At 61.7% G+C, this 17,347-nt stretch carries 18 protein-coding genes; 10 read left to right on the top strand and 8 right to left on the bottom strand.

Annotated elements, in window-relative coordinates; genetic code table 11:
* Nucleotides 1–17: 17 nt before the first annotated feature.
* The gene (locus tag FHW75_RS17405; RefSeq protein WP_019098812.1) at nt 18–725 is read right to left on the bottom strand and encodes an autoinducer binding domain-containing protein; all 708 of its coding nucleotides are present in this window, start codon (nt 723–725) and stop codon (nt 18–20) included.
* Between the two features lie 213 nt (nt 726–938).
* Between FHW75_RS17405 and FHW75_RS17400 the strand changes: the two genes are divergently transcribed.
* Nucleotides 939–1,715, top strand: coding sequence for a ferredoxin--NADP reductase (locus tag FHW75_RS17400; protein ID WP_025753999.1), 777 nt, complete (start codon nt 939–941; stop codon nt 1,713–1,715).
* A gap of 28 nt (nt 1,716–1,743) precedes the next feature.
* On the opposite strand, the gene mscL is transcribed toward FHW75_RS17400, so the two are convergent.
* On the bottom strand, nt 1,744–2,163 hold the full coding sequence (mscL, locus tag FHW75_RS17395) for a large-conductance mechanosensitive channel protein MscL (protein WP_019098814.1): 420 nt from the start codon (nt 2,161–2,163) through the stop codon (nt 1,744–1,746).
* Nucleotides 2,164–2,339: 176 nt separating this feature from the next.
* On the opposite strand from mscL, the gene radA reads away from it, so the two are divergent.
* The gene (gene radA / locus FHW75_RS17390; protein ID WP_012274175.1) at nt 2,340–3,710 is read left to right on the top strand and encodes a DNA repair protein RadA; all 1,371 of its coding nucleotides are present in this window, start codon (nt 2,340–2,342) and stop codon (nt 3,708–3,710) included.
* A 95-nt stretch (nt 3,711–3,805) separates the two neighbouring features.
* Here radA and FHW75_RS17385 read toward each other — a convergent pair whose 3' ends face one another.
* A complete protein-coding gene (locus FHW75_RS17385; protein WP_019098815.1) occupies nt 3,806–5,323 on the bottom strand; it encodes a nucleobase:cation symporter-2 family protein in 1,518 nt (505 codons plus the stop codon).
* Between the two features lie 263 nt (nt 5,324–5,586).
* Complete coding sequence (locus tag FHW75_RS17380) at nt 5,587–5,952, bottom strand: PilZ domain-containing protein (RefSeq protein ID WP_019098816.1); 366 nt, start codon at nt 5,950–5,952, stop codon at nt 5,587–5,589.
* A gap of 177 nt (nt 5,953–6,129) precedes the next feature.
* On the opposite strand from FHW75_RS17380, the gene FHW75_RS17375 reads away from it, so the two are divergent.
* The 3 genes from FHW75_RS17375 (at nt 6,130) to yjiA (ending at nt 9,466) form a co-directional block, all read left to right on the top strand.
* A complete protein-coding gene (locus FHW75_RS17375) occupies nt 6,130–8,196 on the top strand; it encodes a carbon starvation CstA family protein (RefSeq protein WP_019098817.1) in 2,067 nt (688 codons plus the stop codon).
* A gap of 17 nt (nt 8,197–8,213) precedes the next feature.
* Nucleotides 8,214–8,411 (top strand): YbdD/YjiX family protein, encoded by a 198-nt coding sequence (locus tag FHW75_RS17370; protein WP_016713459.1) that lies wholly within the window; start codon nt 8,214–8,216, stop codon nt 8,409–8,411.
* A 77-nt stretch (nt 8,412–8,488) separates the two neighbouring features.
* Nucleotides 8,489–9,466, top strand: coding sequence for a GTPase (yjiA, locus tag FHW75_RS17365; protein ID WP_025753997.1), 978 nt, complete (start codon nt 8,489–8,491; stop codon nt 9,464–9,466).
* Here yjiA and FHW75_RS17360 read toward each other — a convergent pair.
* Nucleotides 9,426–10,913, bottom strand: a complete 1,488-nt coding sequence (locus FHW75_RS17360) for a methylenetetrahydrofolate reductase C-terminal domain-containing protein (protein WP_183674119.1) — start codon at nt 10,911–10,913, stop codon at nt 9,426–9,428. The genes yjiA and FHW75_RS17360 overlap by 41 nt on opposite strands.
* 208 nt (nt 10,914–11,121) lie before the next feature.
* On the opposite strand from FHW75_RS17360, the gene FHW75_RS17355 reads away from it, so the two are divergent.
* Nucleotides 11,122–11,946, top strand: a complete 825-nt coding sequence (locus FHW75_RS17355) for a 5-methyltetrahydropteroyltriglutamate--homocysteine methyltransferase (RefSeq protein WP_019098819.1) — start codon at nt 11,122–11,124, stop codon at nt 11,944–11,946.
* 105 nt (nt 11,947–12,051) lie between these two features.
* Here the strand turns inward: FHW75_RS17355 and FHW75_RS17350 are convergent, their stop codons facing one another.
* Nucleotides 12,052–13,230 (bottom strand): acetyl-CoA C-acetyltransferase, encoded by a 1,179-nt coding sequence (locus tag FHW75_RS17350; RefSeq protein WP_019098820.1) that lies wholly within the window; start codon nt 13,228–13,230, stop codon nt 12,052–12,054.
* Nucleotides 13,231–13,405: 175 nt separating this feature from the next.
* Here FHW75_RS17350 and FHW75_RS17345 point away from each other — a divergent pair, with 175 nt between their 5' ends.
* From FHW75_RS17345 to FHW75_RS17330, 4 genes are all read left to right on the top strand, one after another.
* The gene (locus FHW75_RS17345; protein ID WP_016713464.1) at nt 13,406–13,672 is read left to right on the top strand and encodes a PepSY domain-containing protein; all 267 of its coding nucleotides are present in this window, start codon (nt 13,406–13,408) and stop codon (nt 13,670–13,672) included.
* Complete coding sequence (locus FHW75_RS17340; RefSeq protein WP_019098821.1) at nt 13,669–14,202, top strand: cytochrome b/b6 domain-containing protein; 534 nt, start codon at nt 13,669–13,671, stop codon at nt 14,200–14,202. The genes FHW75_RS17345 and FHW75_RS17340 overlap by 4 nt, the downstream gene beginning before the upstream one ends.
* Before the next feature lie 250 nt (nt 14,203–14,452).
* Entirely contained in the window at nt 14,453–15,664 is a 1,212-nt protein-coding gene (fabV, locus tag FHW75_RS17335; protein ID WP_019098822.1) for an enoyl-ACP reductase FabV, read from the top strand.
* Between the two features lie 105 nt (nt 15,665–15,769).
* Nucleotides 15,770–16,672: an alpha/beta fold hydrolase gene (locus FHW75_RS17330; protein WP_019098823.1), complete on the top strand. Its 903-nt coding sequence runs from the start codon at nt 15,770–15,772 to the stop codon at nt 16,670–16,672.
* A 44-nt stretch (nt 16,673–16,716) separates the two neighbouring features.
* On the opposite strand, the gene FHW75_RS17325 is transcribed toward FHW75_RS17330, so the two are convergent.
* Nucleotides 16,717–17,058, bottom strand: coding sequence for a HopJ type III effector protein (locus FHW75_RS17325; RefSeq protein WP_019098824.1), 342 nt, complete (start codon nt 17,056–17,058; stop codon nt 16,717–16,719).
* Complete coding sequence (locus FHW75_RS17320) at nt 17,051–17,347, bottom strand: DUF1244 domain-containing protein (protein ID WP_019098825.1); 297 nt, start codon at nt 17,345–17,347, stop codon at nt 17,051–17,053. Before FHW75_RS17320 ends, FHW75_RS17325 begins: the two co-directional genes overlap by 8 nt.

The following is a 17,347-nucleotide window of genomic DNA, read 5'->3' as shown; positions in this document are numbered from 1 at the left end:
GGTCGCAGGTTTGTAGGTCAGATCCAGCCACGCATGGCTGCGATGGCGATGGCACCGGCTTTGTTTGCTGCGTTGGTTTTGGTGATCACGCTGCGGATATGAAAGTTAACCGTGCTTTGCGACAGCGATAGAATGCAGGCCACGTCGGCAGCGGTCTTGCCGGCGGCTGACCATTTCAGCACTTCCAGTTCCCGATCGCTCATTTTGGGTTGGGGGGGGCACAGTGCGTTCAGGTGGTGCTCGCCCAGTACGGCGTGAAGGGTGTGGCACAGCCACTGCACGCTGCCGGCTTTGCCGTAGAGTTCGGTAATGTCGATGTTGCCGGCGGGTCTGGCTACGCTGATCTGGCTCTCGTTGTGCTGTAAGTCGTGCAGCGACTGCGTCCAGCCATGACGCAGGCCATGTTGGCAAGCCTCTTCACGAAACTGAGGGGCTTCGCGGTACAGTTCTTCGGTCCAAAGCACTGGCATCGTCGAGCTGTGGCTCACGTTTGCGGCGGGGTCCTGTTTGTAGAACTCGTCGCGCTGATAGCGCTCGATCCATTCATCCGGATAATTGCTGTAGAGGTAAACCCTGGGTGTCTGCGTGGCGATCTGAATGCGAATATTCAGCCCGAGGTACTCCATGCCCAAGTCCTGAGCCAAGTGCACTGCGATGTCGAACAACTTCCTTGGGCATCGCTCGCTGACGAACACATGCAGGTGTTCGGGTCTCCAATGAAGCATTTGAAGCTCTCCTTGGGTGCCAGGATCCAATCCGTTTGAGTACCCGAAAGATTGTAGGAAAAGTCCTAGCATTGTGTTGGGATTTTTTTGTTATAGCGATAAGGAGTTTCTGAGCGTTCGGCACGATCGCCCTTGATGAGGCCCTACAAAGCGGTGGTTTTTATCCGGGCCGCTTTAAGCGACACTGTGCACTCGCCAACCCTGGAGCCCGATATGACCGCAAGCGCCGAAAAGTTCACCCGCCAGACCCTGCTCGATGTTCAGCCGTTGACGCCGAACCTCTTCAGCCTGCGGGTTACGCGCGATGCGGGGTTCCGCTTCCGTTCCGGCCAGTTTGCCCGCCTGGGCGTGACCAAGGCCGATGGCAGCGTGGTGTGGCGCGCCTATTCCATGGTCAGCGCACCGCATGACGAGCACCTCGACTTCTTCTCCATCGTTGTGCCGGGCGGTGAATTCACCAGCGAGCTGAGCCGGTTGGGGGCAGGCGACACTCTGCTGATCGACCGCCAGGCGTTTGGTTTCCTCACCCTCGACCGCTTTGTCGGGGGGCGTGACTTGTGGCTGTTGGCCACGGGCACGGGGATTGCGCCATTCATGTCGATTCTGCAGGACTTCGAGGCCTGGGAGCGTTTCGACAGCATCAAGTTGGTGTACTCGGTGCGCGAAGCGAAAGAGCTGGCTTATGTGGATGAAATCGCCGGGCTGGAGCGGCGCGACTACCTGGCCGAGTTTGCTGGCAAGTTGCAGTTCATTCCGGTGGTGACCCGTGAGCGGCACCCGGGTGCGTTGAACCAGCGTATTACCACGCTGATCGAGAATGGCGAGTTGGAGAAGGCCGCAGGGCTCGAGCTGTCACCGGAGCATTCGAGGGTGATGCTATGCGGCAACCCGGATATGATCGACGAGACGCGCAAGGTGCTGAAGGCACGTGACCTGCAACTGAGCCTGAGCAAGCGGCCGGGGCAGGTGGCGGTAGAAAACTACTGGTAATTGGGGGCGCACAGCGCCCCCAGCTATCTCAAGGCAAACGGTTCTGGTTCTGTGTCTTGAGCAAATCGCGAATCTCGGTCAGCAGCGTTTCTTCGGCCGTTGGCACTGGCGGAACAGTCGGTGCCACGGCTTCTTCACGCTTGAGCCGGTTGATTGCCTTCACCCCCATAAAGATGGCAAAGGCCACGATCAGGAAGTCGATCACGGTCTGGATGAACTTGCCATACGCCAGCACCACCGCCGGTACATCACCTTCGGCAGCCTTCAGGGTAATGGCCAGGTCGCTGAAGTCCACGCCCCCGATCAATAGGCCCAGTGGCGGCATGACCACGTCTCCGACGAAGGACGAGACGATCTTGCCGAAGGCCGCGCCGATGATGATACCCACCGCCATGTCGACGACATTGCCTTTGACCGCGAAGGCCTTGAACTCACTGATCATGCCCATGTTTGGTTCCTTGTAACAAAAGGTAAGGTTAACGCAGTGTAAGCCACTAAAACGCTTCATGCGTGGTGCTCAGGCCTACTGACTGCAGTTGGAACGAATAGTTTTGTCGCATCCCGAAGCGTTCGAGACACGTTCGGCTCGGCTATCATGGCGGTTTTTTCCAGGAGACCCCACCCATGGCCAAGGCCAAGCGCTTGTATGGCTGCACCGAGTGCGGCGCGACCTTCCCCAAATGGGCAGGCCAGTGTGGCGAATGCGGGGCCTGGAACACCCTGGTCGAAACCATGATCGAGAGCGGCGGCGCGGCGGCACCCAGCAGCGGCCGCGCCGGCTGGACCGGGCAACAGGCACAGATCAAGACCCTGGCCGAAGTCAGCGTCGAGGAAATCCCGCGCTTCACCACCAGCAGCACCGAACTGGACCGCGTGCTGGGAGGAGGCCTGGTGGATGGCTCGGTGGTGCTGATTGGTGGCGACCCCGGCATCGGCAAGTCGACCATCCTGCTGCAGACGTTGTGCAACATTGCCGTGGGCATGCCGGCACTGTATGTGACGGGTGAGGAATCGCAGCAGCAGGTGGCCATGCGTTCGCGGCGCCTGGGCTTGCCCCAGGACCAGCTCAAGGTGATGACCGAAACCTGCATCGAGACCATCATCGCCACAGCCCGCGTCGAGAAACCACGGGTGATGGTGATCGACTCGATCCAGACCATTTTCACCGAACAGTTGCAATCAGCGCCCGGTGGCGTGGCCCAGGTGCGTGAGAGCACGGCGCTGCTGGTGCGTTACGCCAAGCAAAGCGGTACGGCCATCTTCCTGGTCGGCCATGTGACCAAGGAAGGCTCGCTGGCCGGCCCGCGGGTACTGGAGCACATGGTCGACACCGTGTTGTATTTCGAGGGTGAGTCCGATGGCCGACTGCGCTTGCTGCGTGCGGTGAAGAACCGCTTTGGCGCGGTCAACGAACTGGGTGTGTTCGGCATGACCGACCGAGGCCTTAAAGAAGTCTCCAACCCTTCGGCGATCTTCCTCAACCGCACCCAGGAGGAAGTACCGGGCAGCGTGGTCATGGCGACTTGGGAGGGCACCCGGCCGATGCTGGTCGAGGTGCAGGCACTGGTCGACGACAGCCACCTGGCCAACCCCCGGCGGGTAACCCTGGGCCTGGACCAGAACCGTCTGGCCATGTTGTTGGCGGTGTTGCACCGCCACGGCGGGATTCCGACCCACGATCAGGACGTGTTCCTCAACGTGGTGGGCGGGGTGAAGGTGCTGGAGACAGCCTCGGACCTGGCGTTGCTGGCGGCGGTGATGTCCAGCTTGCGCAACCGGCCACTCGCCCATGGGCTGCTGGTGTTTGGCGAGATTGGCTTGTCGGGCGAGGTGCGGCCTGTGCCCAGCGGTCAGGAGCGGTTGAAGGAGGCGGCCAAGCATGGTTTCAAGCGTGCCATCGTGCCCAAGGGCAATGCGCCGAAAGAACCGCCAGCGGGGTTGCAGGTGATTGCCGTGACTCGGCTGGAGCAGGCTCTGGATGCACTGTTCGAGTAATTAGTAGCCTGTACCGACCTCTTCGCGGGCACAGGCAAACGAAAAAGGGGCCGACGATGCGCGTCGGCCCCTCCACTTCACCACTCAGTCAGCAGTCAATGCTCGGCAACCGCCGCCCGCCTGACGGTTTCATTGCCATGCTCATCCACCTCCAGCATCGGTACCTCATTGCCTTCAGCGTCGAACAGCTTGCCATCCTTGAAGTAGTCACCATCACGCAACGCAGAAATGTCCGAGTACTGGATGGTGCGCTCGTAGGCCGCAGCGAACACCGACTGGTTTTCCGAGTTGCCGGTGGTGAAGTGGTTGAAGATCAGGTTCAGCAGGATGGCCATGATCGCCGCCGAGCTGATGCCTGAGTGGAAGATGGTCTCGAACCAGTTCGGGAAGTGGTGGTAGAAGGTCGGCGCGGCGATCGGGATCATGCCGAAGCCCAGCGAGGCCGCGACGATGATCAGGTTGACGTTGTTCTTGTAGCTGACCTTCGACAGGGTGCGAATACCACTGGCTGCCACGGTGCCGAACAGCACGATGCCCGCGCCGCCCAGTACCGGGGTAGGTACTGCGGCAATCACCCGGCCCATGATCGGCAGCAGGCCGAGCACCACCAGGATCACACCACCGGTAGCTACCACATAGCGGCTCTTGACCCCGGTCACGGCCACCAGGCCAACGTTCTGGGCGAACGCGCTCTGGGTGAACGAGCCGAAGATCGGCGCCAGGATGCTCGATGCCATGTCGGCGCGCAGGCCATTGCCCAGGCGCTTGGAGTCGACCTTGGTATCGATGATCTCACCCACGGCGAGGATGTCGGCCGAGGTTTCCACCAGGGTCACCATGATCACGATGCACATCGACAGGATCGCGGCGATGTGGAATTCCGGCATGCCGAAATGGAACGGCGTCGGGAAGGCAAATATCGGACCTTCGGTGACTTTGCTGAAATCGGTCATGCCCAGCGCCCAGGCGATCAGCGTGCCGACCACCATGGCCAGCAGGATCGACAGGCGCGAGATGGTCGCGCTGCCCAGCTTGCTCAGCAGTAGCACGATGGCGAAGGTGAGCCCGGCCAGGCCGATGTTGGCAACGCTGCCGAATTCTGGCGAGGCGCTGTTGCCACCCATTACCCATCGTGCGGCCACCGGCATCAGGGTCAGGCCGATGGTGGTGATGACGATACCGGTCACCAGTGGCGGGAAGAACTTGGTGATGCGCGAGAACACCGGCGTGATCAGAAAGCCGATCAGCGATGCAGCCATGACCGCGCCAAGCACGCCCGGCAAGCCACCGCCACCCTCGCTGCTGAGGATCGCGCCCATGGTCGCCACACCGGCGAACGACACGCCCTGCACCAGCGGCAACTGGCAGCCAAAAAACGGCAGCCCCAAGGTCTGTAGCAGGGTGGCCAGGCCACCGGCAAACAGCGAGGCCGCGATCAGCATGCCGATTTCGGCACCGTTCAGGCCAGCGGCCTGCCCCAGGATCAGGGGTACCGCGACGATCCCCCCGTACATGGTCAACACATGCTGCAGACCATAGGCCAGGTTGGCACCAAGCCCGAGGTTTTCATCCTCGGGGCGCTTGGTGGGAGACGTGCTAGGGGACGTAGTCATGGAGCAGGCTCTCTGTTTATTGTTGTGTCGCTACTGTAGACATTTCCTGCAAATTATTGCCACAAAAATTGTATACAATATTTTGATCGGAGCGCGTACACGAGCGACCGCAGGGTGTGCGAAAACCCAATGCAGAAGGCGTACCAACTCATCGAAAACGGTGCTAGAGGGGTGTGTACAAAGTACTGCTACCCAGGCTTAAAGCTGTCTGGGTAGACAGGAAACATCATGTGGGAAAGCTATTAGCTAGCTAAGAGATTTCATTATTCGATGAGTTCGCGCAGCTCACGCATCATTTCGGTGCTGTCAGCCACGTTCAATTCCACAAGACGGTGCAAATGGGTCATCGAATCGACGTCGATGTAGAGGCAGATGAAGCCCAGGCGATCGGGTTCTTCGTGGCGCAACTCGACCTGCATCTGCACCTCGGTCACTTCATCGTTGAGCAGGATGTACGCTTCGAAGTCCTGGGTCAGGTCGGCATCCCACGGTTGCGGGCATTCGACCAGCAGCCCTTTGAGGGACAGGTCGAGCAGTTTCACCTCCCAGCAGCGTTCGCCCTGGCACAGCCGGGTCGGGGCGTCGAACTGGATACGCTGGAAGCGGCGGCGTTCGTCGTGATCGCTCATGGCATGGGTCCTCGGGTAGGTCCTAAGGTGACATCCTGACTATAGTTAGCGTGGTATGTGCATCAGGTACCGCAATCTGGCCGCAGAGGCTCTAGACCAAAGCAAGTGTGGCAATGCGCGATGACTGGCCCTAGACTCGGTGGGCGGTCTTTCCAATCCACCAGCTGGAAGCAAACCATGAACAACAATAATAGCCTGCTACGCCACCTTCCGTGGCTGGCGCTGGCAGTCATAGGGGCCTGCGCGCTGGGTGTGGTAGCCCTGCGTCGCGGTGAGGCGATCAACGCCTTGTGGATCGTGGTCGCGGCAGTGGCCATCTACCTGGTTGCCTACCGTTACTACAGCCTGTTTATCGCCACCAAGGTGATGCAACTCGACCCGCGGCGGGCCACGCCGGCGGTGCTCAACAACGACGGCCTGGACTACGTCCCGACCAACAAACACATTCTGTTCGGTCACCACTTCGCCGCCATTGCTGGCGCAGGCCCCCTGGTCGGCCCGGTGCTTGCCGCGCAAATGGGCTACCTGCCCGGCACGCTTTGGCTGATTGCCGGTGTGGTGCTGGCCGGTGCGGTGCAGGACTTCATGGTCCTGTTCCTTTCTACCCGCCGCAACGGCCGCTCGCTGGGCGACATGGTGCGCGAGGAGATGGGCCGCATTCCGGGCACCATTGCCCTGTTTGGCTGCTTCCTGATCATGATCATCATCCTGGCGGTGCTGGCGCTGATCGTGGTCAAGGCCCTGGCCGAAAGCCCGTGGGGCATGTTCACGGTGATGGCCACCATCCCGATCGCGATGTTCATGGGCATCTACATGCGCTACATCCGCCCGGGCCGCATCGGCGAAATCTCGGTGGTCGGTGTTGTATTGCTGCTGGCCTCGATCTGGCTGGGCGGTGTAATCGCTGCGGACCCGGTGTGGGGCCCGGCCTTCACCTTCACCGGCGTGCAGATCACCTGGATGCTGGTGGGCTACGGCTTCGTTGCCGCCGTGCTGCCGGTATGGCTGGTGCTGGCGCCGCGTGACTACCTGTCCACCTTCCTCAAGATCGGCACTATCGTTGGCCTGGCCATCGGTATCCTGATCATCGCGCCCGAGCTGAAAATGCCGGCGCTGACCCAGTTCACCGACGGCACCGGCCCGGTGTGGAAGGGCACCCTGTTCCCGTTCCTGTTCATCACCATCGCCTGCGGTGCGGTGTCCGGCTTCCATGCGCTGATCTCCTCGGGAACAACGCCCAAGCTGCTGGACAACGAAACCAACGCCCGCTACATCGGCTACGGCGGCATGCTGATGGAGTCGTTCGTCGCCATCATGGCCATGGTCGCCGCTTCGGTGATCGAGCCGGGTGTGTACTTCGCCATGAACAGCCCGGCTGCGGTGGTTGGCGCCGACGTGGCATCGGTGGCGCAGACGGTCAGCAGCTGGGGCTTCCTGATTACGCCTGAGCAGCTTGAAGCCGTCGCCCGTGACATCGGCGAGCACACCATCCTGGCCCGTGCCGGCGGTGCGCCGACCCTGGCGGTCGGTATCGCGCAGATCCTGCACCAGGTGTTGCCGGGTGAGAACACCATGGCCTTCTGGTACCACTTCGCGATCCTGTTCGAGGCGCTGTTCATCCTCACCGCGGTGGACGCCGGTACCCGTGCCGGTCGCTTCATGCTGCAAGACCTGCTGGGCAGCTTCGTGCCGGCCCTCAAACGCACCGAATCGTGGGGAGCCAACCTGCTCGCTACCGCGGGTTGCGTGGCACTCTGGGGCTATCTGCTGTACCAAGGTGTGATCGACCCGCTGGGCGGCATCAACACCCTGTGGCCGCTGTTCGGCATCTCCAACCAGATGCTGGCCGGTATCGCCCTGATGCTCGGCACCGTGGTGCTGATCAAGATGAAGCGTCAGCGCTACATCTGGGTCACCCTGGTGCCGGCGGTCTGGCTGCTGATCTGCACCACGGCTGCAGGCCTGATCAAGCTGTTCGACCCGAACCCGGCAGTTGGCTTCCTGGCCCTGGCCAAGAAATACAGCACCGCGCTGGACGCCGGCCAGGTACTGGCCCCGGCCAAGGACATCGGGCAGATGCAGCATGTGATCTTCAACGCCTACACCAACGCGGGCCTGACGATTCTGTTCCTGCTGGTGGTGTTCAGCATCCTGTTCTTCGCCATCAAGGTTGGCTATGCCGCCCTGGGCCGCAAGGAGCGTACCGACAAGGAAACCCCGTTCCAGGCACTGCCTGACGCGTAATCGAGAGGAATGCAGTCATGTTCAACGACCTGGGTCGACTGGGTAAATACCTGGGGCAGGCAGCCCGCCTGATGGTCGGCATGCCCGACTACGACAACTATGTCGAGCACATGCAGAAGACGCACCCGGACAAGCCGGTGATGACGTACGAGGAATTTTTCCGCGAACGTCAGGAAGCGCGTTACGGTGGCAAGTCCGGGCCCAAGTGCTGTTGAGCCTGCGACACGTGTGAACCTGTGGGAGCCTGGGTAACCGGCTCCCACAGTCATTTCAGCTTCAGGAGATTTACTGCGTGCAGACGCCTATTCCCGTAACTGTGCTCACTGGCTTCCTCGGTGCCGGCAAGACCACCTTGCTCAAGCACATGCTCAAGGCCGAGCACGGCCTGAAACTCGCCGTGATCGAAAACGAGTTCAGCGAGGCTGGCATTGACAGCCAACTGCTGGGCGACGAACCGGTGCAGGTGATGACCCTGGCCAACGGCTGCGTATGCTGCAGCATCCACGGCGACCTCACGCGCGCGCTGTACCTGCTGCTTGAGCGCCTGGACGCAGGCGAAATCGCCTTCGACCGCCTGGTAATCGAATGCACAGGCCTGGCCGATCCGGCGCCGGTGGCGCAAACCTTTTTCATCGACGAGGAACTGCGTGAGCGCTACATCCTCGACGGCATCATCACCCTGGTAGACGCGGCTCATGCGGAACTGCACCTGACCCAAACCATTGCCCAGGCCCAGGTCGGCTTTGCCGATCGCTTGCTGTTGAGCAAGACCGACCTGGTCGACGCGGCTGCGGTAGAAGCCCTGCGCGAACGCCTGGCCCGCATCAATGGTCGTGCCGCAATCCGAGTGGTCGAACACGGTCGCATCGACCTGGCTGAGCTACTGGATGTGCGTGGATTCAACCTCAACCCCGACCTGGGTGCGAACCTGAAACCCACCCTGCGCCCGGTGCTCAAGCCTGCTATATCGGACCGTATCTCCACGCTGGTGCTGCGCACGGAAACCGCGCTGGATATCGACCGCCTCAGCGACTTCATGAACGAACTGCTGGAAACCCACGGCAAGCAGCTGTTGCGCTACAAAGGCGTGCTGAACATTGCCGGCGAGGACCGCAAGCTGGTGTTCCAGGGCGTGCTCAAGCTCTACGGCTTTGACTGGGACGCCGAGTGGGCCGAAGGCGAGGCTCGTGAGAGCGTGATGGTGTTCATCGCCGATGAATTGCCCGAGGCTACGATTCGGGCTGGCTTCGAGGCGCTGGCTGCGGGCTGAGCCGGCGCGGCGTCGCTGCCTGGAACCACTGCGGCCATGAGCTGCGGTGGCGGGTTTCGACTTCGATGCAGGGGATCAGGCGCTCGGTGAGCACTGCAGTTTGCCGCACGGCCTTGGCCGTGCGGTACTTGATGCTGTGTATGCATTCACGGTCGCCGAACTCGCAGCGGTTCAGTGCGGTACCGCCGCAGGGGCCGTTGGCCAAGCCCTTGGGGCATGTTTCCGGGCAGATGTACAACGTGTCTTCCAGGCGGCAGCGGCCACAGGTGTCGCAGCCCACCAATGGCCGTTTCACTGCGCGCTCCACCTTGTGCAACACCTGTGCGCCAACGGGCGTGGACCACAGCCGCTGGCGCACCGCCCAGCCAAATGCCTTGCTCAGGCTATTGCGACGGCTGAACAGCAATGAATGCATGCCGTGCATCAGGTGATAGCGCGCTTTTTCTTTGAGTGAAGCATCGACCCTTGACTCGCCCTGGCGCCAACCCGCCTGCGGCGGATGGAAGGTGACTGCCGGCAGGCCGGGCATCTGCCAGCTGGCGCGCCACGCCGGCGCCCATTGATCCAGGGTGTGGATCCGGGCTTGCCAGTGTTCGATGCGGGCCTCAAGGGCCAGCAGTTGTTTGAGTTCGTGAACCCCTGACAGATGCACGCCGGCGTAACCCATCAGCTTCACGCCGATGATCTGCAAGGCCAGGCGGTCAACGCTGCGTGCCTGGGCAAAGGCCTTGGACTGCACGGTCTCCGCTTCGAGCATGTCGCGCATGGACGGTGTGACGGTAACACCAGCCACGTGGTCGAGCATCGCAGCGCGCCCGTGGGTAAGGCTCATCAGGCACGCCAGCATGGGCTTGGGCGTGGCCTGGCGGCGCATCCAGTGCATGGCTTCCTGGTGTTTATCCCCATCGAACCCCAGTTGCAGGGTGAGGAAGTCGGCGCCCGCTGCCAGCTTTTTCTCGGCCTTGAAATACTGGGCGCCGCCTTCTTCCTCGTGGTACTTGAACGGGTTCAGTGCAGCGCCCAGCAGCGAGTGTGGGCAAGCCTGGCGAGCGATTTGCAGGGCGGCGACCGACTCCAGATAACGCACCGGGCGCTGGCCAGGCTCGTGGCCGGGCAGGCGGTCGCCGGTCAGCAGTAACAGCTGGTCGAGGCCGGCGGCGTCCATGCGTTGCAACTGGGCGAGCAGGTGGTGGCGTTCGCGGTCCTTGCCGGAAAAGTGCGGCAGGGCAGGCACCGGGTTGCTGAACGAGGCGAGGGCGTCCAGCGGCGACATGTCCAGCGGGCTGCCAACACGATCGCCGATGGCCACGGTCATCGGCCAGCCACACAGGTGCGCACGGGCCATGATCGCTTCCATGGCGGCGAAGCGTTCTGTGGAAGGCTTGGGGACGAATTCCATCACGCAGACGAAGTTCTGTTCGCGCAGCGCGGTTTTCAGCAGGCTCATGTGGCCGGGTACCTGGTGTGGTCAGGGTGCCATTGTGCGGCACAAGGCGGACCGGGTCATGTCCGGATGCGCAGGATGGTGCTCTGATTGAGACATGAACATGATCATGAAGAAATCTTGAGTTCATCTCAAATTTAATGAGTTTGTCTCAGCGGTCCGCGAACCGGAAAATCCCCTCAATCATTTATGCATGCTGAAGGGACAAGACATGGCACTGGCACACAACCTGGGCTTTCCACACACCGGCTGCGACCATGAGCTGTGGCAGGTGCAGAAAGACGCCGGCATTGAACTGCTGCCAGTCGGCGACATTGCCTGGTACGGCCAGGTGTTGGCCGGTGACCACCAGCAGTTTGCCCCGAACTGGGAACAGCTTTTCGAGGCAGTAGCCCAAGCCACAGCCCTTGGCCATGCGGTCAAGCCGGTGTTGCTGGGCCCGTTGAGCTACCTGTGGCAGGCCAAAGCCAAGGCCGGTGATGTCGACAAGCTGGAGCTGCTCGACAGCCTGCTGCCACTGTATGACCAAGCTCTCAACCGCCTGGCTGCCCTGGGCGTTGAATGGGTGCAGATCGACGAACCGATCCTCGCCCTTGAGTTGCCGCAAGATTGGAAAAACGCCTACGAGCGCGCCTACAACATTCTTCAGCGCGCACCTTTGAAGAAGTTGATCGCCACTTACGCGGGTGGCCTTGAAGGCAACCTTGGCCTGGCCGCGAACCTGCCGGTCGATGGCTTGCACATCGACCTGGTGCAGGCGCCCGACCAGTACACCGCCATGCTCGACCGCCTGCCGGCCTACAAGGTGCTGTCGCTGGGCCTGGTCGACGGCCGCAATGCTTCGCCGTGCGACCTGGAAAAGACCTTGGACCTGCTGCGCGATGCCCACGAGCGTCTGGGTGAGCGGCTGTGGGTGGCGCCATCTTGCGCGTTGCTGCACAGCCCATTGGACCTGGCTGTGCAGAAGTGCCAGGAAGTGGCTGTACTGGTCAGGGCCCTGAATAACGCGCTGAAACAGGTCGCTATCGCCGCTTGATCCTCAATCCCCCTTGAATGTACTCCGATTCAAATCGACAGGGAGTGATGCGATGAGAGTTCTGGTAGTCGGCGCCAGCAAGGGCCTGTTCAACTCAGGCTGTGATCAACGTTCGATCGCCAGCGCCACCCCTTGCCCACCGCCAATGCACAAGGTGGCCAGGCCTTTCTTCGCATCCCGCTTGATCATCTCGTGCAACAGGGTCACCAGCACCCGGCAGCCGGATGCACCAATCGGGTGGCCCAACGCAATCGCCCCGCCATTCACGTTGACCCGTGCCGCATCCCATTCCAGTGCCTTGCCCACCGCCAGCGCCTGTGCGGCAAACGCTTCGTTGGCTTCGATCAGGTCCAGTTCGGCCAACTGCCAGCCGGCCTTTTCCAGGCAACGTTGGGTCGCGGAAACCGGCCCGATACCCATGATTGCAGGGTCTACGCCGGCACTGGCATAGGCTGCGATCTTCGCCAGTACCGGCAGTCCAAGGGCCTTGGCCTTGGCGGCGCTCATCAGCAGCACGGCGGCTGCCCCGTCGTTCAGGCTGGAGGCGTTGCCCGCAGTGACGCTGCCGTCTTTCTTGAACGCCGGGCGCAGTTTGGCCAGGGATTCAGCAGTGGTGTCCGGGCGTGGCTGTTCGTCGCGCGCAAACACTTTGGGCTCACCCTTTTTCTGCGGCATCACGATCGGCGTGATTTCGTCATCGAAACGCCCGGCCTCGATAGCCGCCACCGCCTTGCGCTGCGATTCTGCGGCAAAGGCGTCCTGCTGCTCTCGGCTCAGGCTGTACGTGTCCACAAGGTTCTCGGCGGTGATCCCCATGTGGTAGTCGTTGAAGGCATCCCACAAGCCGTCGGTGATCATGCTGTCGATCAGCTGGCCATGGCCCATGCGCTGGCCGGTACGTGCCGAAGGCATCACGTAAGGGGCAAGGCTCATGTTTTCCTGGCCGCCGGCAATCACCACCTCGGCGTCACCGCAGCGAATGGCCTGGGCCCCCAGGTGCAGGGCCTTGAGGCCCGAGCCGCAGACCTTGTTCAGGGTCAGTGCCGGAACACTGTAGGGCAGGCCAGCCTTGATCGCGGCTTGGCGCGCCGGGTTCTGCCCGGCACCTGCGGTGAGTACCTGGCCAAGGATCACTTCGTCGACCTGCGCCGGGTCCAGCCCGGTCTGTTCCAGCAGGCGCTTGATCACGGCGGCACCGAGGTCGACCGCAGGCACCGTAGCCAGGGCGCCCTGGAAGCTGCCGATGGCGGTACGGGTTGCGGCGACAATGACCACGTCGTTCATGTTGTTGTTCTCCGTGCGATGGGCGTAATGCCCAAGCATCGGTGGCTTTGGCTTATTTGTTAAGTTTGTTTTTCTTTCTGATTGATGTGAAAAGCAAATCAATGAGCACCAGGCGCGCTATCCAACTAAGCTGTTTCCCGTGCTGTTTTCACCCAACTGAATGGAGCTCATTCCCATGCGCATCCTGATAGCCCTGTTTATCCTGATCGGCAGCAGCACAGCATTCGCCGCCACCCAATGCACCACCGCTGACAAAAGCACCTGGCAAGACCAGGAAAAATTCCAGGCGCAGCTCAAGGAACAGGGCTACAAGATCAACAAGTTCAAGGTGACCGAGGGCAACTGCTACGAGATCTACGGTTTCGACAAGGACGGCCGCAAGGTCGAGATCTACCATGACCCGGTGACCGGCAAGGCGGTCAAGTCCGAGTACCACGATTGAACAGCAACGGCACGGTGCAGCTGTGGGACCCGCTCCTGCGGCTGTGCCATCTCTCGATCGCCGGTGTGTTCTTCGCTGATTACTTTTTCAACGAAGAAGGTGACGACTGGCACCAGTGGCTGGGCTACTACGCATTGGCCTGCGTGGTGTTGCGCCTGGTGTGGGGCTTTGTCGGGCCACGTAGCGCGCGCTGGGCTGACTTCTGGCCAACCCCGTCGCGTCTGGCGGGGCATGCCCGCAAGCTGCTGCGGGGGGAGCCTTGTCATCGCCTGGGGCATTCGCCGATTGGCGCCTTGGTGATGTTGCTGATGCTGACCGGCATTGTCGGCCTGGTCCTGACCGGATGGGCGTCGCAGGAGGTGGATGCCTTGTGGGGCGAGGACTGGCCGACTGATCTGCACAGCGGGTTGGCCGATGCCGTGCTGGTGCTGGTTTGCGTGCATGTGCTGGCGGCCGTTTACGAGAGCGTGCGCCTGCGGGAAAACCTGCCTTGGTCGATGATTACCGGGCGCCGTCGGCGCCGCGATTGAGTATGCCGGTGCCGGCCTTTTCGCAGCTAAAGCCGCTCCCACAGGAATTGCACAGACCTTGTGGGCGGCGCGGTCTCTGTGGGAGCGGATTTACCCTCGAAGATGCCGGGATAGAAGAACCCCGGTTTTGCATCCCCATGATCACCCCGTAATATGTGTCGGATAACCTGCGGGGGTAGTCTCACCCTCTGATCAATCGGAATCGCCTCAAACGGCGCTTCCCCGGCATAAACCTGACGAGGTACAGACATTGGCCATCATTCATCCTAAGGTTCGCGGTTTCATCTGCACCACGACTCACCCGAAGGGCTGCGAGCTCAACGTCCGTGACCAGATCGAAGCCACCCGCAAGCTGGGCGTGCGCGAGGATGGCCCGAAGAAGGTCCTGGTCATCGGTGCTTCCAGCGGCTATGGCCTGGCGGCCCGCATCACCGCAGCGTTCGGCTTCAAGGCCGACACCCTGGGCGTGTTCTTCGAGAAACCAGGCACCGAAACCAAGGCCGGCACTGCTGGTTGGTACAACGCCGCTGCCTTCGACAAGTTTGCCAAGGCCGAGGGCCTGTACAGCAAGTCGATCAACGGTGACGCCTTCTCTGACGAGGCCCGTACCAAAGTCATCGAACTGATCAAGAACGAAATGGGTGGCAAGGTTGACCTGGTCATCTACTCGCTGGCTTCGCCTGTGCGCAAGCTGCCGCAGACCGGTGAACTGGTGCGTTCGGCACTGAAGCCAATTGGCCAACCGTACAAGTCGACCGCCATCGACACCAACAAGGACACCATCATCGAGGCCAGCATCGAGCCGGCCACCGAGCAGGAAATCGCCGACACCGTCACCGTCATGGGCGGCCAGGACTGGCAGCTGTGGATCGACGCCCTGGCGGGCGCCGACGTGCTGGCCGAAGGTGCTCGTACCGTAGCCTTCAGCTACATCGGCAGCGACATTACCTGGCCGATCTACTGGCACGGGGCGCTGGGCCAGGCCAAGCAGGATCTGGACGAAACCGCCCTGCGCCTGGACCAGAAACTGGCCGGCGAACTCAAGGGTGGCGCCAACGTGGCGGTGCTGAAGTCGGTGGTCACCCAGGCCAGCTCGGCCATCCCGGTGATGCCGCTGTACCTGTCGATGGTCTTCAAGATCATGCAGGAGAAGGGCGTTCACGAAGGCACCCAGGACCAGCTGGACCGCATGTACCGCGACCGCATGTACCGTGCCGACGGTGCGCCGGCCGAAGTCGACGAGAAGGGCCGCCTGCGTCTGGACGACTGGGAACTGCGTGACGACGTGCAGAGCGCCTGCAAGGCCCTGTGGCCACAGGTGACCACCGAGAACCTGTTCGAGCTGACCGACTATGCCGGTTACAAGAAGCAGTTCCTCAACCTGTTCGGCTTCGAGCGTGCTGACGTCAACTACGACGAAGACGTGGCTACCGATGTGAAGTTCGACTGCGTCGAGCTGTAATCGGCGATAGCCTGTACCGGGCCGTTCGTGGGTTCACCTGCGAACGGGCCGGTACAGGCTATAAAATCTTTGCTAGCTTTGGCGCACAACAACAGGGAATGCGCCATGAGCAGCCTCACCCAACCCGCCACAGCCTTTCGCCACCCCGCAGCCGACGGTTACAGCCTCGGCGGTTTCTGCTGGCGCCACGCCCAGCCAGACCCCCAGCGCCCGCTGGTGATCATCAACGCTGCCACTTCGGTACGCTGCCGCTATTACTCACGTTTTGCCGACTTCCTGTTTGCCCAGGGCTGCGATGTGCTGACCTACGATTACCGGGGCATCGGCGAATCCCGCCCGGCTTCGTTGCGCGGTTTTCAGGCTTCATGGAGCGACTGGGGCAGGCTCGATTTCGAAGCCATGCTGGCGCATGCTGCAGCGCATTTCCCTGGCCAGCCGGTGGATGTGGTGGGGCACAGTTTCGGCGGCTGCGCAGTGGGCCTGGCGCCATCTGCCAGCCGGGTGCGCCGGGTGGTGATGGTGGGCGCGCAGTTCGCCTATTGGCGCGATTATGCGGCTGAGCAGCGCTGGCAGCTGTTTGGAAAATGGCATGTGGTTATGCCGCTGTTGACTCGGGTATTCGGTTACTTCCCCGGCAAGCGACTGGGTTGGCTGGAGGATACGCCATCTGGCGTGGTGCACGACTGGACCACACGAACCCCGCGTTACGAACACCGGCCCAGCGGCCGTGAACTGAAAACACCGCCGTTCGCCCAGGTGCGGGCAGCAACCTTGGCCATCAGCCTGACCGATGACCCCTTCGGCACCGTCGCGGCCACCGAGCGTTTGCTGAGTTATATACAGGGTGCCCGGCACCTGCGCATCGCGCCTGTGGATATCTCGGTCGAGGAAATTGGCCACTTCGCGTTCTTCCATGACCGCTTTCGCGAAAGCCTGTGGCCGGTGGCCTTGCAGTGGTTGCAGCAGGGAGGGCTGGAAGAAGGAGGGCCTGGCACCATCATGGATTGATGGTGGGCTCAAAATTTTGGGGCCGCATGGCGGCCCCGGCTATCTCAGCCCTTGCGCGCCAGAGGCTGCGCAGCAAACTTCACCCCAGCCAGCCCATGCTGGATCAGCGCACGGATATTGCCATGGTCACTGCCCTCAGGCGTGGCCAGCACATCCCGGTAGTGCTCGCCAAAGGCCAGCAGCGCTTCCTGGTCGCTCAGCCCTTCCAGCAGTGCCAGGCCCAAAGTCTTGCACGAACCTTCGTTCTGCCCAGCGGCATTTTCCACGCCACCATTGTTGAAGGCCTGAGGCTGGTAGCTGTAGTGGTCGGCAATGAACGCCAGGGTATCGGCAAATACATGCTGGCCGCTGGCCAGGCTGGCGCGCAGGGTGTTCAGATCAGTCACGAGGTTTTCCTTTTTCGAACGCCGCTTGTTGTTCGGCGCTGGCTTCTTTCTGGTGTTGGGCTTTCCAGTCGGCGTAGGGCATGCCGTACACCGCTTCGCGGGCGTCATCCAGGCTCAAGTCGAGCTGGCGCTCGTCCGCTGCGGCCTTGTACCACTTGGACAGGCAGTTGCGGCAGAAACCGGACAGGTTCATCAGGTCGATGTTCTGCACGTCGGTGCGCTTTTGCAGGTGTTCGACCAAGCGCCGGAACGCGGCGGCTTCGAGTTCGAGCTGTTGCTGTGGGGTCAT

Source organism: Pseudomonas sp. OG7, from assembly GCF_014192825.1.
GTDB classification, from domain to species: domain Bacteria; phylum Pseudomonadota; class Gammaproteobacteria; order Pseudomonadales; family Pseudomonadaceae; genus Aquipseudomonas; species Aquipseudomonas monteilii.
This window is presented reverse-complemented; position numbering and strand designations above follow the sequence as displayed.

Coding starts and splice junctions, on each gene's coding strand:
- FHW75_RS17405 (WP_019098812.1), bottom strand. CDS start 725: ATGCTTCATTGGAGACCCGAACACCTGCATGTGTTCGTCAGCGAGCGA.
- FHW75_RS17400 (WP_025753999.1), top strand. CDS start 939: ATGACCGCAAGCGCCGAAAAGTTCACCCGCCAGACCCTGCTCGATGTT.
- mscL (WP_019098814.1), bottom strand. CDS start 2,163: ATGGGCATGATCAGTGAGTTCAAGGCCTTCGCGGTCAAAGGCAATGTC.
- radA (WP_012274175.1), top strand. CDS start 2,340: ATGGCCAAGGCCAAGCGCTTGTATGGCTGCACCGAGTGCGGCGCGACC.
- FHW75_RS17385 (WP_019098815.1), bottom strand. CDS start 5,323: ATGACTACGTCCCCTAGCACGTCTCCCACCAAGCGCCCCGAGGATGAA.
- FHW75_RS17380 (WP_019098816.1), bottom strand. CDS start 5,952: ATGAGCGATCACGACGAACGCCGCCGCTTCCAGCGTATCCAGTTCGAC.
- FHW75_RS17375 (WP_019098817.1), top strand. CDS start 6,130: ATGAACAACAATAATAGCCTGCTACGCCACCTTCCGTGGCTGGCGCTG.
- FHW75_RS17370 (WP_016713459.1), top strand. CDS start 8,214: ATGTTCAACGACCTGGGTCGACTGGGTAAATACCTGGGGCAGGCAGCC.
- FHW75_RS17360 (WP_183674119.1), bottom strand. CDS start 10,913: ATGAGCCTGCTGAAAACCGCGCTGCGCGAACAGAACTTCGTCTGCGTG.
- FHW75_RS17355 (WP_019098819.1), top strand. CDS start 11,122: ATGGCACTGGCACACAACCTGGGCTTTCCACACACCGGCTGCGACCAT.
- FHW75_RS17350 (WP_019098820.1), bottom strand. CDS start 13,230: ATGAACGACGTGGTCATTGTCGCCGCAACCCGTACCGCCATCGGCAGC.
- FHW75_RS17345 (WP_016713464.1), top strand. CDS start 13,406: ATGCGCATCCTGATAGCCCTGTTTATCCTGATCGGCAGCAGCACAGCA.
- FHW75_RS17330 (WP_019098823.1), top strand. CDS start 15,770: ATGAGCAGCCTCACCCAACCCGCCACAGCCTTTCGCCACCCCGCAGCC.
- FHW75_RS17320 (WP_019098825.1), bottom strand. CDS start 17,347: ATGACCCCACAGCAACAGCTCGAACTCGAAGCCGCCGCGTTCCGGCGC.